This is a genomic window from Limosilactobacillus reuteri, assembly GCF_020785355.1.
Lineage (GTDB): Bacteria > Bacillota > Bacilli > Lactobacillales > Lactobacillaceae > Limosilactobacillus > Limosilactobacillus reuteri_I.
Window position 1 is genome coordinate 85,043 of record NZ_JAJGVH010000032.1, and the last position, 14,639, is coordinate 99,681.

At 38.8% G+C, this 14,639-nt stretch carries 13 protein-coding genes, 1 tRNA gene and 1 other annotated feature (1 of these 15 cut by a window edge); of the genes, 3 read left to right on the plus strand and 11 right to left on the minus strand.

Annotation, left to right across the window (positions count from 1 at the left end):
• Positions 1-21 precede the first annotated feature (21 nt).
• Positions 22-981 (plus strand): DNA-methyltransferase, encoded by a 960-nt coding sequence (locus LMB56_RS01105; RefSeq protein ID WP_169470834.1) that lies wholly within the window; start codon positions 22-24, stop codon positions 979-981.
• Between the two features lie 53 nt (positions 982-1,034).
• Here LMB56_RS01105 and ndk read toward each other — a convergent pair whose 3' ends face one another.
• From ndk to LMB56_RS01135, 6 genes are all read right to left on the minus strand, one after another.
• The gene (ndk, locus tag LMB56_RS01110; RefSeq protein WP_003665559.1) at positions 1,035-1,478 is read right to left on the minus strand and encodes a nucleoside-diphosphate kinase; all 444 of its coding nucleotides are present in this window, start codon (positions 1,476-1,478) and stop codon (positions 1,035-1,037) included.
• Between the two features lie 87 nt (positions 1,479-1,565).
• On the minus strand, positions 1,566-3,884 hold the full coding sequence (helD, locus tag LMB56_RS01115) for an RNA polymerase recycling motor HelD (RefSeq protein ID WP_229283352.1): 2,319 nt from the start codon (positions 3,882-3,884) through the stop codon (positions 1,566-1,568).
• A gap of 12 nt (positions 3,885-3,896) precedes the next feature.
• Positions 3,897-5,066, minus strand: coding sequence for a cation:proton antiporter (locus tag LMB56_RS01120; protein WP_153706555.1), 1,170 nt, complete (start codon positions 5,064-5,066; stop codon positions 3,897-3,899).
• Positions 5,067-5,235: 169 nt separating this feature from the next.
• Positions 5,236-5,309, minus strand: a tRNA-Thr gene (locus LMB56_RS01125).
• A 39-nt stretch (positions 5,310-5,348) separates the two neighbouring features.
• Positions 5,349-6,710, minus strand: coding sequence for an aspartate aminotransferase family protein (locus tag LMB56_RS01130; protein ID WP_229283351.1), 1,362 nt, complete (start codon positions 6,708-6,710; stop codon positions 5,349-5,351).
• Positions 6,673-8,145 (minus strand): APC family permease, encoded by a 1,473-nt coding sequence (locus LMB56_RS01135; protein WP_229283350.1) that lies wholly within the window; start codon positions 8,143-8,145, stop codon positions 6,673-6,675. The genes LMB56_RS01130 and LMB56_RS01135 overlap by 38 nt, the downstream gene beginning before the upstream one ends.
• A gap of 297 nt (positions 8,146-8,442) precedes the next feature.
• Here LMB56_RS01135 and nth point away from each other — a divergent pair, with 297 nt between their 5' ends.
• The gene (gene nth, locus LMB56_RS01140; protein WP_229283349.1) at positions 8,443-9,084 is read left to right on the plus strand and encodes an endonuclease III; all 642 of its coding nucleotides are present in this window, start codon (positions 8,443-8,445) and stop codon (positions 9,082-9,084) included.
• Between the two features lie 11 nt (positions 9,085-9,095).
• Entirely contained in the window at positions 9,096-9,389 is a 294-nt protein-coding gene (locus LMB56_RS01145) for an FMN-binding protein (protein ID WP_153703140.1), read from the plus strand.
• Between the two features lie 197 nt (positions 9,390-9,586).
• Here LMB56_RS01145 and LMB56_RS01150 read toward each other — a convergent pair whose 3' ends face one another.
• From LMB56_RS01150 to LMB56_RS01170, 5 genes are all read right to left on the minus strand, one after another.
• A complete protein-coding gene (locus LMB56_RS01150; protein WP_229283348.1) occupies positions 9,587-10,783 on the minus strand; it encodes an MFS transporter in 1,197 nt (398 codons plus the stop codon).
• A gap of 146 nt (positions 10,784-10,929) precedes the next feature.
• Complete coding sequence (locus LMB56_RS01155; protein WP_065533596.1) at positions 10,930-11,862, minus strand: L-lactate dehydrogenase; 933 nt, start codon at positions 11,860-11,862, stop codon at positions 10,930-10,932.
• Between the two features lie 194 nt (positions 11,863-12,056).
• Complete coding sequence (locus LMB56_RS01160; protein ID WP_086142625.1) at positions 12,057-12,323, minus strand: hypothetical protein; 267 nt, start codon at positions 12,321-12,323, stop codon at positions 12,057-12,059.
• Positions 12,324-12,343: 20 nt separating this feature from the next.
• Entirely contained in the window at positions 12,344-13,219 is an 876-nt protein-coding gene (gene scrK, locus LMB56_RS01165; protein WP_229283347.1) for a fructokinase ScrK, read from the minus strand.
• 120 nt (positions 13,220-13,339) lie between these two features.
• Positions 13,340-14,323, minus strand: coding sequence for a LacI family DNA-binding transcriptional regulator (locus LMB56_RS01170; protein WP_229277408.1), 984 nt, complete (start codon positions 14,321-14,323; stop codon positions 13,340-13,342).
• Positions 14,324-14,474: 151 nt separating this feature from the next.
• Positions 14,475-14,639, plus strand: a binding site (T-box leader); it runs 79 nt beyond the window's last position.

Consider the following 14,639-nt stretch of genomic DNA (forward strand, 5'->3'; position numbering starts at 1 on the left):
CGTCGAACAGGAGTGGTCTATATGCGCTCAAAAAGAAATAAAACAATCGATTTCACGCTTGAGGAAGCTTCACCTGAGCTCCTCAATCAAATTATTCAGCCTACTGATAATCTCCAGACAATATCCGATAAGATTATCAACGGGGATTCCTTCAAGGTAATGACTAAATTATCACCACACCAGGTTGATCTCGCCCTTATTGACCCTCCTTACAACCTTAACAAACAGTATGATGGTTTAAGCTTTAAAAAAATGTCCACAAGCCAATATCAAACTTACACGCAAAAGTGGATTGACCTCTTAAAGCCATTATTAAAAGAAAATGCTAGTATCTATGTTTTTTCCGATTGGGCAACCAGCATGGCCCTAGCACCTATCCTCGAAAAAAATTTTACAATTCAAAATCGGATTACTTGGCAACGAGAAAAGGGCCGGGGTTCACTGAAAAATTGGAAAAATGGGATGGAAGATATTTGGTTCTTAACCGCGAACCCGAGTGATTACACCTTTAACGTCGACCAAGTTAAGCAACGACGACAGGTGGTAGCTCCTTATCGTCAAGATGGGGTAGCTAAAGACTGGCAAGCTACTAAAAATGGTAACTTTCGGGATACGATGCCTTCTAATTTTTGGGATGACATTTCAATTCCGTATTGGTCAATGCCAGAAAATACTGGTCACCCTACGCAAAAGCCCGAGAAATTGCTGGCAAAAATTATCCTTGCCAGTTCTAATCCTAATGACTTCATTTTTGATCCTTTTGCTGGTTCCGGTTCGAGTTTAGTGACTGCCGCTAAGCTTAACCGCCGTTATCTTGGAATCGAGCAAAGTCTTCTATATTGTGCATGGGGACAGTACCGACTTAATCAAATAAAAGATGATCCTAGCATCCAAGGTTACACTGACGGGGTCTTTTGGGAACGCAATACCTTGGCAGTACAACGAAAAATTAAACGCCAACAAAGGGCAAGTGATGAATAAATTAAAGAGAGGCTGTTGAAAAAACGAAGTTTTTTCTCAGCCTCTCTTTAATCCTACTGCTTATCTTTAATATCAAATTCTGGGAACCAAATACCAATTTCACGAGTAGCACTATTAACGTTATCAGACGTATGAATGATATTTCGCAAGTTACCATCAGGCCATTCACGACCATAGTCACCACGAATTGTTCCCCATTCAGCTTCACCAGGGTTAGTAGCACCTGCCATGTTATGAATAGCTTGAATTACATTAGTACCAGAAACAACAATTCCGACAATTGGTCCTTCTGTCATGTATTCTAACAATTCAGGGAAGAATGGTTTGTCAACTTTATCAAAATAATGTTGACGAAGCTTTTCTTCTGATGGGTCAATCATCTTAAGAGCTTCAATATTATATCCTTTCCGTTCAATACGGGTAATAATGTCTCCAATATGACGAGTCTTTACCCCATCAGGCTTTACTAGTACAAGTGTGTATTCGTCTTTAACCATGGCGAAGCATCTCCTTTTTCTATATCTACTCCATTAGATTATCATAAGTCGACACTTCTTGAAAGCGTTTTTAGACAATAGAAAAATTTAATTTTTATTTGGCAATTGATATTCAATCGTTAAAAGACGCCCAGCTTTCTCGTTAATTGCGTCGCTAACTGAACCGTTGCTTAAAAGGACCAGTTCATGCATTGCCCGTGATGCCATTGTATAGATCATACCGACTTCATCAGTATTAGCTAGGTTTTTAGCAGAGACATCCGCAGCAAGGACAGCATCGAATTCAAGCCCCTTTGCTAAGTAAATTGGGAGAATTAAGATCCCCTTTGGCAATTCACTTGCATCCTTATCTAGGAGATGAATATTTTCAACCTTTTGCCGATGAAGTAATTGATAAATAACAGCGGCTTGCTCTTGATTTTTGGTTAAGATCGCTACAGTTTCATGTTCGGTAGCTAATTTAAGCGTCTCATCTAACAAGCTTTGCTGACTCTCTTTATCAGAATAACGGACTAACAAGCGTGGTTTCTTTCCATGGCGAGTGAAGGAAATTATCTTATCTCCATCCGGCAACAAGGCCTTCGCAAAATTAGTAATCTCCGTCGTGGAACGATAACTCCGCCGTAAAGCAATTAGATTAGGTCGCTTTGCCTTTAATACCCCACTAAGTTTGTTTAATAAGTCCTCCGGTAACTGCAATGGCTTAAAAAGAGCCTGTTCACTATCACCGAGGACCGTAAATTTAGCTTGGGGAAAGGCGTGTTTTAAGTAGATTAACATCGCTGTTGAATAATCTTGCATCTCATCAATAAATACATATTGAAAAGAACGATTTTGTCCTGTCCCGGAAATCAAATCACGCAGATACATCAAAGGTGCCGCATGCATTAATTCCAGCCGATGATATTCAATCTCATCTTGAAAGGCAAGAATCATTGTTGCCCATTCCCGCTGACTAATTGTTTTAGGCACCTCAACCTGATGCAAAAACTTATTATATTGATTATAAAAATCGAGAAAGTAATTATTATAGATCGCATCTGCAATCACACGTAAGCGTCGTTTAGCTAAGCGCCGCGAAAGGTAAGCATATTGCTCATCTTCATCCTTAAAGTCATCAATTGTCTTCTTACCATAAAGGTTGTGCAATTGTTGTAAATCAAGTGAATCCAGTTCTTTAGCTACCCAATCTTTTTTAGCTTCATCTTTAACTCGCCGCTGTAATTCACGAATTAACTTATTTTTTAATTGAACTAACTTATCAGCAGGAGCCATCGTCAATGGTAATTCTTTATAAAGATCTTTGACATGATCAGCCGAAAAGAAAACTTGACCATTAAAGCGAATATCAGCAAACTGCAAATCCTCAATTGTCATTTTCTCGACATAATGTGCAATTGACGTCATAAAAGATTCGCTTTCAATAAAGTCAGCAACAACATGAGAAGCATTTTCAGGTGTTTGCCGTTCTTCATAGCGATCAAATAATGTTTCTACTTGTAAGCCTTCAAAACGCCGCCGGATAAACCCTTCTAATGTTACTTGCCGCATATTTCTTTCACCAAGACTTGGCAAAACTTCAGAAATATAGTGGCTAAATAAATTATTGGGACTAAAGAGGACAATCTGGTCAGCATTCAATTCTGTTCGACTATGATAAAGCAAGTATGCAATTCGCTGAAGGATCGCTGAAGTCTTTCCTGAACCAGCCACTCCTTGTACTAGCAAAAGATCACTACGCGTATCACGGATAATATCATTTTGCTCTTTTTGTATTGTTGCCACAATATTATGCATATACTGGTCATTTTGCTTTCCAAGAGCTGCTTGCAAAACTTCATCACCAACCGTTTCATTGGTATCAAACATGTTAGTGATCTTACCATCCTTAATAGTGAATTGGCGTTTCTTTTTTAATTCTGTGGTTTGCATCCCAGCTGGCGTTTCATAATTGACTTTCCCAAGGGTACCATTATAGTAAACCCCAGAAATCGGTGCCCGCCAGTCATAAATTAAAAAGTCTGTTTTATCTTCATTCATTAAGGAAGAAGTACCAATATATAGCGTTTCACTCTTATCTTCACCAGGATCTTGAATATCAATCCGGCCAAAATACGGTGACCCTTTTAAGTTTTTCAAAGTTCTTAACTGGTGCTTTAGAATTGATTCACTTTCCGCTGCTCGTGAAACCAATTGTCGCTGCTGTTCAATCATTGACCGAGATTCGGCAATATCATCAACTTCATAACGGTTAATGGATGCATTTTCACTATAATTGCGTTCAACTGCCCGTGTTTCACGATGAGCATCTTCAACAGCTTTAGTGGTAGCAGCTACCTGTTGGTCAATTTGTTTTTCAACATTATCAACCCGCGCTTGCTCTGTTTCTCGTTCATGATTTTCCATCAAAAGCCCCCTTTACTCAAGTTCGTTGACTGATCGTTTTAATGCATTCTTTAAAATAAATGGCGCTAATACAGTTGCGATAATAATCACGGTAATTACATCTGAATAATACATTGGTGAAAGAAGATGTGCTTCATAACCAATCTGGGCCGTAATCAATCCCATTTCACCACGGGCAACCATCCCACTACCGACAACATAAGAACTTGGCATGCTAAAGCCAGATAGCTTAGCACCCGCTCCACATCCAAGCAGTTTTGTTAAGCATGCAAGGATTGTCATTACAATAACAAAGACAAACGATTCACCAATATTATCAAAGCGCATGTTCAACCCTACACTGACAAAGAATAGCGGAATAAACATTGCATACCCAATTGGAATAAAACTCCGGTCAACAACTTCTTTATGCTTGGTGTTAGCCACAGCAATTCCAGCGAAGAAAGAGCCAACAGCCCCACTTAAACCAACATAATCAGCAATTGCGGCCATGCCTAAACAGATAATCATCGCCATTACCGACGTTGAAGCAACTGTTAATAGGCGATCACTCATATGAATTAGGTAAGGTGCTAACCAACGAATCAATAGGTAAGTTCCACCAAAGAATACTAACTGCATCAAGAGAACAATTCCTAAAGGCTGACCATTGCCGTGACCACTATTACTGCTTCCATTGATTACACTAATCATCACACTTAATAAGATAACACCAATAATATCATCGGCAACCGCTGCTCCAAGCACCGTTGCCCCCTCTCGGCTATCTAGGCGATTAAATTCACGTAATACTGCAACTGAAATACTAACAGATGTTGTCGCAAAAATAACCCCGATAAACAGTGATTCAAGCTTAGTAAAGCCAAACATATAACTTACCGGTCCCATAATTACAATGGGAACAATTACCCCCAAAAGCGCCACAACAACAGCGGGCTTCAAGTATTTTCTTAGTAAGGATAGGTCGCTTTCCAATCCTGCGATGAACATCAAGATAATAACCCCAATTTCCTGAAATTCATTCATCATTGAATTTAAATGAACCCAATCTAGAACAGCGGGTCCTGCAATGATTCCAACCAGGATTTGTCCAATCACTTCTGGAATCTCAACACGACGACATAAGTGTGCTACGATCTGGGTTGCAAGCAATAACCCCGCCAACACTGCAATAAATTCCATTTCTTTTCCTCCAATTTATCAATTAAGCTAATGCTACATAATTTTGATTTTAACATAGCTGTAATTTCAATCCTAATTATATTACTAGCAAGGCCATATTCTTATAAAGAAGAAAAGAGATTTAGAAAAACGATTTGTTTTTCTAAATCTCTTTTCTTAGTTCATTTTAAGCCATCTAGCGGGTTCGAACCGCCGACCTCATCCTTACCATGGATGTGCTCTACCTAGCTGAGCTAAGATGGCGCTTAAAGTATACCCGAAGATGGTCTTAAATTGCAAGAGTTACCAACCTAACTCTTCTGCATTTGCGGGAGCTGCTAATTTACCAGCGGCTAATTCCGCGAATGCTTGATCAATCATCGCAAAAGCTTGATCTAATTCTTTTTCTGTAATAACTAATGGTGGTTGGAAACGAAGAATACTCCCCCGCAAACTAATGATAATTGCTCCTAATTCAAAGATGCGGTACATTAGCTTGGTTGTTGCTTCTGTATCACCTTTTCCCGTAACTGGATCGATGATATCAATACCACCATCCAGTCCATACATTCGAACATCACCCACAAAGGGATATTTTTGCTGTTCAAGCTTAAAGAATTCAGCTGCTTTTTTGCCAAGGCGTTGTGAACGCTCTAAAAGATGCTCATTTTGAATAACATCTAAGGTCGCGTTCGCTGCTGCAGTCGTAACCGGGTTACCAGCTGTAGTGTAAACATTGGCTGGGGCCCCTAATGATTCCAGAACCTCCTTACGACCAATCATTGCACTAAGCGGCATTCCCGAAGCTAATGACTTACCAACAGACATTAAATCTGGTTCAATCCCAAAATGCTGGATCGACCACCATTTACCAGTCCGTCCCATGCCTTGATTAACTTCATCAACGGCAAAGAGAATTCCATTAGCTTTAGCAAACTCGTATACCTTTTGCATATAAGCAGGAGGAGTCTTAACAATTCCCCCATCACCTTGAATTGGTTCAATAAGAATTGCAGCAACTTCATCAACTGGCAAATAAGTTTCAAAAGGCAGCATAAATTGATGGAACATCCGCTCAACAAACGCCTCGTCACTTTCATTAGTTAATCGTTCCCAGGGACTAGGGAATGGTACTTTTACTACGCCTGGTAGCATTGGGCCCATTTTTCGTGTCATATTTAATGAAACACCTGACAAGCTCATTGAACCGTAAGTTGAACCATGATAGGCCCCCGTAAAGGAAATAATATATTGGCGTCCAGTATATGCTCGCGCAAATTTAATAATTGCATCATTAGCATCCGAACCAGAATTACCCCATACCATTTCAACTGGCCCGCTTATCGGCGCTAATTCTGCTAATCGAGGTGCCAACCGCGCTGCTTGTGAATTAGCAAAATACGCTGGAGTATACTGAATCATTTTAGCTGCTTGTTCTTGAATAGCTTGCACTACTCGCGGATGCGCATGACCAGTATTAGTCGAACTAGCACTGGCAAGCAAATCGATATAATCATTTCCTTCAATATCAGTAACCATTGCACCCTGTCCATGATCTAATACAATATCGTAGTACTTAATCCGGGCAGCAGTTGCAAATGCATTTTTTTCTTCTAATAAAACATCTCTATTCGTTTTCTCCTGCTTCAGTTTCGTTTTTAACATTTTGTCCATCTTCTTTCTTTGCCATTGACGAGTGACGCATTCCATAAGCAAAGTAAATAATTAAGCCAAAGACAAACCAGATACCAGCGTAAAGTTTTGCCTGGTAATCTAATCCCATAAACACAAGTAATGAAGCAAGAAAACCTAGAGCTGGTAATACTGGATAGAATGGCATCTTAAATGAAGGATTTGGAATATCTTGTCCTTCACGACGACGTAATGCATAAATACCAAGTGAAACAAACATAAAGGCAATCAACGTACCGGCTGAGATCAATTGGGAAAGAAAGGCGAATGGGAAGAAAGCACCGATCAAAACAGCACCAATTGTAAGCGTCCAAAGTGCACGGTTTGGTCGATTATGTTCATCAAGTTTTCCAAGCCATTTTGGCAACATTCCATCACGACCAAATGAGTAAATCAACCGCGAACCAGCCATACTCATCCCAATCAAGGCGGTAAACATTCCTAGAACAGCAATTGTTTGAACAACAGTTGCTACACCACTATGATGAGCTGCACGTAATGCAAGCCCAACTGGTTCAGCACTGTTAGCGTATTGTTGATATGGTAATACCCCAATCAATACAAGACTAACTGCTATAAAAAGAACAACCGCGATTACTAAGGAACCAAGGATTCCACGTGGCATCGTTTTTTGTGGATTGATTGCTTCCGCTGAATTAGCAGCAATTGAGTCAAATCCGATATAGGAAAGGAAAATCATCGATACCCCGGCATATATACCTTGCCAACCACCAAATGCACCATTAGCTGTTTCATGGTATTGTGGAATAAATGGCATAAAATTGCTTGCTTTTATAGCGGTTAAACCAACAACAATAAAAAGTAAAATTGCAAAAACTTTAAGAATAACAAGAAGATTTTCAACACGAGCAGCTTGTGATACCCCGCGTGAAATTAAGAGAGCTACTAAAATAATTACAACAACTGAAACAATATCAACAACTCCGCCTTCTGTACCAAAAGCATTTGATAATGAAGCAGGCAGCTTCCAGCCAAGCGGAACAAATAATGCCCGGAAGTTAGCAGAGAGACCAGACCCAACAAAGGCCAAAGCAATAAAGTATTCAGCTAATAGTGCCCAACCAGCGATCCAACCAAAAAACTCTCCAAACACGACGTTAATCCATGAATAGGCTGAACCAGCAAACGGCATTGCAGCAGCCATTTCTGCATAGGCGAAGGCAACTAGCCCCGCCACGATTGCAGCAATTAAAAAAGAGATAACTACTGAAGGTCCGGTATGCATTGCGGCCACTTCACCAGGAAGAGTGAAAATGGAAGTGGACACAATCGTTCCAACACCTAAAGCTAAAAAGTCCCGCACCTTCAAAGATCGAACCAAATGACCGTCTTTATTATCATAAACACGCGGGTCTTCTTTACGTGTAATTGTTTTCCAAAAACTCATAATCATCCTCCTTTTCTGAATAATTAAAATTTGATTAGAATTATAAGAAAATCTTTAATACATTTTACCAAGGTGCTCTTCTCTGGTCAATCGTTTATTTAAATTAATTAAAGAAAGCGATTTCTACAATTACATCCATATTAAACATTTTTTCCTTAACATAAATTGATGTCATATTGCTAACCCTCAATTTTACAAATAATAATTTAATGAGTATAAAATGAGGTTATTACCCTTCGCTATTTTAATCATTCGGGTTAAAATAGTTATAATCATATTCGAAAAGAGTGATTTTATATGTTATCACCAGATGAAATTCGTTACTCAATCAAGGTCATGCGGCAAACATTTCCCGAAGCAGGAACAACTTTGATTGCTGACACAAACTACCACTTTCTTTTGGCTACAATCTTGAGTGCACAGTCAACAGATCAATCTGTCAATGAAGTAACGCCAGCACTATTTGCTCGTTTTCCGTTGCCAGCAGATTTAGCAGGGGTTGAACCCGAGGAAGTTGAGCCTTATATCAAAAGATTAGGACTGTATCGAAATAAAGCTAAGTTCCTAGTCAAAACTTCTCAACAAATTGTTACTGACTTTAACGGTGAGGTTCCCCACACCCTCAAGGAGCTAATGACCTTATCTGGAGTCGGGAGGAAAGTTGCTGATGTTGTCCTTGCAGAATGCTTTAACATTCCAGCTTTCCCAGTTGATACCCACGTTAGTCGTGTTGCCCGCCGCCTTAGAATGGTTGAACCCAAAGCATCCGTTCTTGCAATTGAAAAGAAGTTAATGAAAACTATTCCTCCTGAACACTGGTTAGATGCTCATCATAGTATGATTTTTTGGGGTAGATATGTCTGCACGGCAAGAAATCCTAAATGTCAAACTTGTCCACTGTTATCACTCTGCGTAACAGGCCAAAATAATGTGATTTAACTTAGAAGATTATGGATAATAATAAAATGAGAGAAATAGACAGAAATCAATATATTGGAAGTGGCTTTAGTGCTTATGGCGGTGAATTAGAAGTATTATTAACCTACCAAGATGATAAGATTCAAGATTTACAAGTAATCAAACATCATGAATCTGAAATGGGTCAATGGGCTTTAGATGAACTTCCCGGTAAAATTATTGCGGCTAATAGTGCAGATGTGGATGGCATTACTGGGGCCAGTGCAACAAGCCGTGCAATTAAAGAAGCAACTAAAGATGCACTGCAACAGGCACGACAAAATTAAGTATAAATACAACAATGGAGCTGTGACATAAGTTAGGTCACTTCCATAAAATACGAACAGCGCAGTACAACAATGGCCTTCAGCGTCCGGCAATGTCGAACACTGAAGGCCTATTGTTGCTTGCGGGGGCTCGAAAACGAAGTCACGAGTGACTTCTGTCTCGCTCCCATTTTCTTTTCTTACATAAAATTAAACATTTAATCATTAGCAGCTGCTTTTCTTTCCCGTCCTAAAGCAAGCGTTATTACCCAGGAAATAATTAGGAATATCGATACGAACCAATATGGATATTGATAATTAACATCTAATAAATAGCCACTAATAAGCGGTCCAATAATATTCCCCACACTTGTCAATGACATATTTACCCCGTTCAATAATCCTTGGTTTGTCTTGCTCATCTTAGTTAACAATGTAGTAATTGTTGGGCGCAACATATCGAACGCTTCAAAAACAAACAAGGTTGCAATAATGATATGCCAATGATTGTGATCATAAATCACCATGATCGTTCCAACTAAACTAAGGAAAAAACTGTATCGCATTAGTCGAACTTCTCCCAGCCAACGAACTAGCCGATCAAAGAAAAAGACTTGCAGAATAAGCGAAATAATCCCGTTGAGGGTTAAAACAAGCGCAATTGCGTTTAAGTCAAAATTATGAACTTCATTGACATATAAACTATAGATACTTTCAAAGCCAGCTAATCCAAATGAAGCTACAAAGATCATTCCAAAGAGCGTAATTAGTATTGGAGTCATAATTTGTTTCAACTGACTCCAACCACCAGTCAATAATTCATTTTCTGGATTTTTAGTTTCACTCTTAAATAATTCATCCTCATCGTGAGGTAAAAAGCGCCAGGCAACAACCGTACTAATCAATCCCAGAATACCAGCAACCCAAAATGGGAATTTATAATTTACATGCGCTAACATTCCACCAAGACCTGGTCCTAAAATTAATCCCCCACTAAAAGCTGCTGACAACCACCCAATAACTTTGGCGCGATCTTTTTCACTAGTAATGTCTGCCGCTAATGCCATTGATGTTGGCACAAACATAGCTGCTGATAATCCATCTACTGCCCGCGATAAGTCAAATAACCATAAATGCTGTGCTAAGGCAAAAACAAATTCAGCAATCGCAAATATCAGCAATCCCCATACTAACATTGGTTTTCGTCCAACTTTGTCTGAAATCCGACCAACAATGGGTGAAGCAATAAATTGCACAAACGCAAATAGGGAAGACATCACTCCCATGTCAAAGGCAGTAAAGTGATATTCATTTTTAATGAACGGTTCAACTGGGAAGATGAGACTCATTCCGAGACAAATCAAAAACTCACAAAAAAGAACTACAAAGATTATACGCTTTACTTCTTTTGTCATGATATATTTCCTTTCTATATTTTTACAGAATAAAAGTGGTGCCACCAAATTTATCTGATGACGCCACTTTTATTTGTTAAGTATAGAAGCAACTCTACCATGCATAATTTTTTTATGCTAGTCTATTTTCTTTATTTAAATTTTCCTTAATCTTTTGCTTGTAAACTTTCCTGATATTTTTCCTTAATGAAATCGGCTGATGTTTGCAGCTTTTGCAGTTCTTCTTCTGTCAAGTCAAGTTGTGCTTGCTCTACAACTCCATCACGACCAACGACCGCTGGGTAAGACAAGTAGACTCCGTATTCTTCACGGAAGTTCGATACCGGTAATTCAGTCAACGAATCGGATAAAATTGCATTGACAAGCTTAACAGCTGCCGTTGCAACCCCATAATTAGTATACTTTTTCCCTTGAAAGACAGTCCAGCCACCCATCTTAGCTTCCTTATCAAGCTCTTCTAAGTCTAATCCGCGCTTATCTGCTAATTCAGTTAAAGGACGGCCAAGAACGCGAACAGTGGACCATGCTGTAAATTGTGAATTACCATGCTCTCCAAGATTATAACCATCTACAGAACGCGGATCTAAGTTAAGCCGTTCAGCCACTGCCCGCTTCATTCGTGCAGAGTCAAGCAGGGTCCCAGTTCCTAATACATGGTTCTTCGGAAGACCAGTTATTTTTTGATAGAGCGAGGTAATAACATCAACCGGGTTAGTAATAGCCACAATCTTACCGTTAAAGCCACTTTCCTTAATCTTTTGTGCAACCTCTTTTACTGCTTGGCGGGTAAATGGAAGTTCCGCAAAACGATCAGCATTAGGATTATCTTGAAGTTTGATATTTCCTAACGCGGATACAATTACATCCGCATCCTTCAACGCACTGTAATCATTAACAGTAATATTGGTATGGAAAGGCAAATTAGCCATCGCATCTTCAAAATCAAGTGCATCTGCCTTAACCTTTGCTTCGTTTTTGTCGATCAGAACTAGGTCATCTGCAAAACCCATTGCCACAATATAGTGGGCAACTGTTGACCCCACATTACCCATTCCGATAACTCCAACTTTTCGTGTCATTACTAAGACCCCTTTCAATTCCTTTTTAATTATTTTGTAATCATAACATAATTATTTTTTAATTACTATAGATAGGCAAAATAAAAGAGGTTGGGAGAAAATTTTGTTTTCTCTCAGCCTCGTTTTTTATACGAATATTGTTACGATATTGTGGAAATTATTTCCTGCTTCCCCTAATTACTTATTTTCTATCTCTACCACGGAAAACAAGTTAAGAATGTTGCAAAACTAAAGAAAATCCCAGGAAAGTTTGCCCAAAATACTGGCCAATCACGGTTTGTTTTGAAATACGCGTATATACTCCATAGTGTACAATTTATTCCAGCAACAAATGGCTGTAACGGTGCAGCATAATGACCATGTAAATTATTATAAATCTGAGCAATATACGAAATATACATTAAAACAGCAATAACACTAGCTATTCTTCCTAACCAAATAATGAATTTTTTCTCATCCATTTAACGCATCCCCACTAAAATTATTCGGTTGCCGCCTTCAACGCTAACGCAAAATCACCAATTGTTGCTGAACCATTATTCTGAGCTAATGGCATCGTAATGTATTCGTCAACATTGCCAACATTAACGTAATCATTAAGTAACTTCTTAAATTCACGGCGTACTTTCTTTAAAAACTCTTCACTAACTACTCCTCCCCCAAAAACTATCTGTCCGGGACGGAACATTAAAGTAGCATCAAGAGCAGCTTGTGCAACATAGTAAGCCATAATATCCCAAACATGATCAGTTAATGGAACATCGCGCCCGCTCTTACCTAATCGCGCTTCAAATGTCGGTCCACTTACAAGACCTTCAAGACAATCGCCATGGTATGGACAAATTCCTTTAAAATCAAGATCATCAGGATGCCGCTTTAACCGAATATGCCCCATTTCTGGGTGGCCTAATTCGCCAACAAATTTACCATCAATTACACAGCCAGCACCAACACCTGTACCTATTGTGTAGTAAACCAAGGAATGGATCCGTTTATTAAATAAGGTTGATAAAACATATTCTCCGTATGCTGATCCGTTTACATCAGTAGTCCAAGCAATCGGAACGTCAAAGGCCTTCTTTAAGGTTCCAACAAAGTCAACATCTTGCCACCCTTTCTTCGGGGTATTGGTAATAAAGCCATATTTTGGTGAACTGCGGCGAATTTCAATCGGACCAAATGAAGCCACCCCAATTGCACTTAGATCATCAAATTGCTTAAAGAAATCAATGCAGTTTTGCAACGTCTCTTTAGGAGTAGTGGTTGGAATATGGATCGATTTCTTAATTTGATAATTGATATTTCCAACCGCACATACAAATTTAGTTCCACCCGCTTCAATGCTTCCTAACAGCATATAAGTCACCTCATTTTTACTAACCATTTACATCACCATTATATTTTCAACGCTTTCATGGTATCGCTTTCATCCATTTATGTCAACCGGTTGACATAAATGGATGAAAAAAGAGCAGCATTAAGCTGTTACCCCCGTAATTAGTTTCACTGGTAATTGAATAGAATCTTCAATTACTTCTCCCTTAATTTGCTGTTCAAGTAGCTCAACTGCTACCTTAGCCATTAAATTAATTGGTTGCTGAATTGTTGTTAATTCCGGAAAAAGAACCCTGGTGATATCAGCACCATCAAAGCCAATTATCTTTAAATCTTCTGGAATCTTACGCCCATACTTTTGGGCTACCTGCATAATCAATGCCGCATTAGTATCATTATCAGCAAAAATTCCATCAACTTCTGGATGTTCACTAAATATTTGTTCAAATACTTTCTTTTTCTCTTCAACTGGCCGATCAAAATCAACCGCATAGGTAATCGCTGGCAGTCCCTTTTCCTTCATTACATCTTCATATCCCCGGCGCCTTTGACCATTTGTTGATTCTTCATGAGGAGGATAATTAGTATGGATAATATGGCGACAACCAATTTCTACCAAACGCTCCGTTGCTAAGCGTCCTCCTTCATAATTATTTACACCCACCATTGGAATATGAGAGCTTACTAACCGTTCAATTGATACAATTGGTAAATTCTTTTCCTTATATTGGACGTCTTGATCATTATGAGCCCCGATTATTAACCCATCAATCTGATGGTTGAGCAATAGTTGCATATACTCTTGTTCTTTTTGCGGGTTATTTTGACTATTTCCCATTAAAACTTTATAGCCAGCCTGATATAGTTCTGTATCTAAAGCTGCCTCCAGTTGACCAAAGAAAGGATTGTTGACCGTGGGAAAAACTAGCCCTACTAAATTAGTTTTTTGTTTAAAAAGCTGACGGGCAATAACATTGGGACGATATTCTAACTCTTTCATCGCGTTCTGAACTTTTTTAATTGTTTCTCCACTTAAATAGCCCCGCTTATTTAACACCCGCGAGACAGTTGTTTTAGATACGCCGGCTTTTTTAGCAACATCCTCAAGTTTTACTGGTTTATTCATTAATTTTCGATCCTTACTATCTTTAATAAATACTATTATAATCTCATGTAAAACGATTGATGACTTAAATAAAGCAAAATTTAAATTAAAAAATGCGTTGACAAAAATTAGAGAATCATTATAATAAAACACATAATAATTAATTGAACGTTAAAACATATCGAAAAGCAGAGTAAGTAGCGAGGCTTTCAAGAGAGCTTCTGGGTGGTGTGAAGAAGCAAGCGTAACTACTGAAGATGGGCTTGGAATGGTATCGATGATTGTTAGTCGATAACGGGTTAGCACACGTTATTAGTGCTAGGTAATTCTAATTATT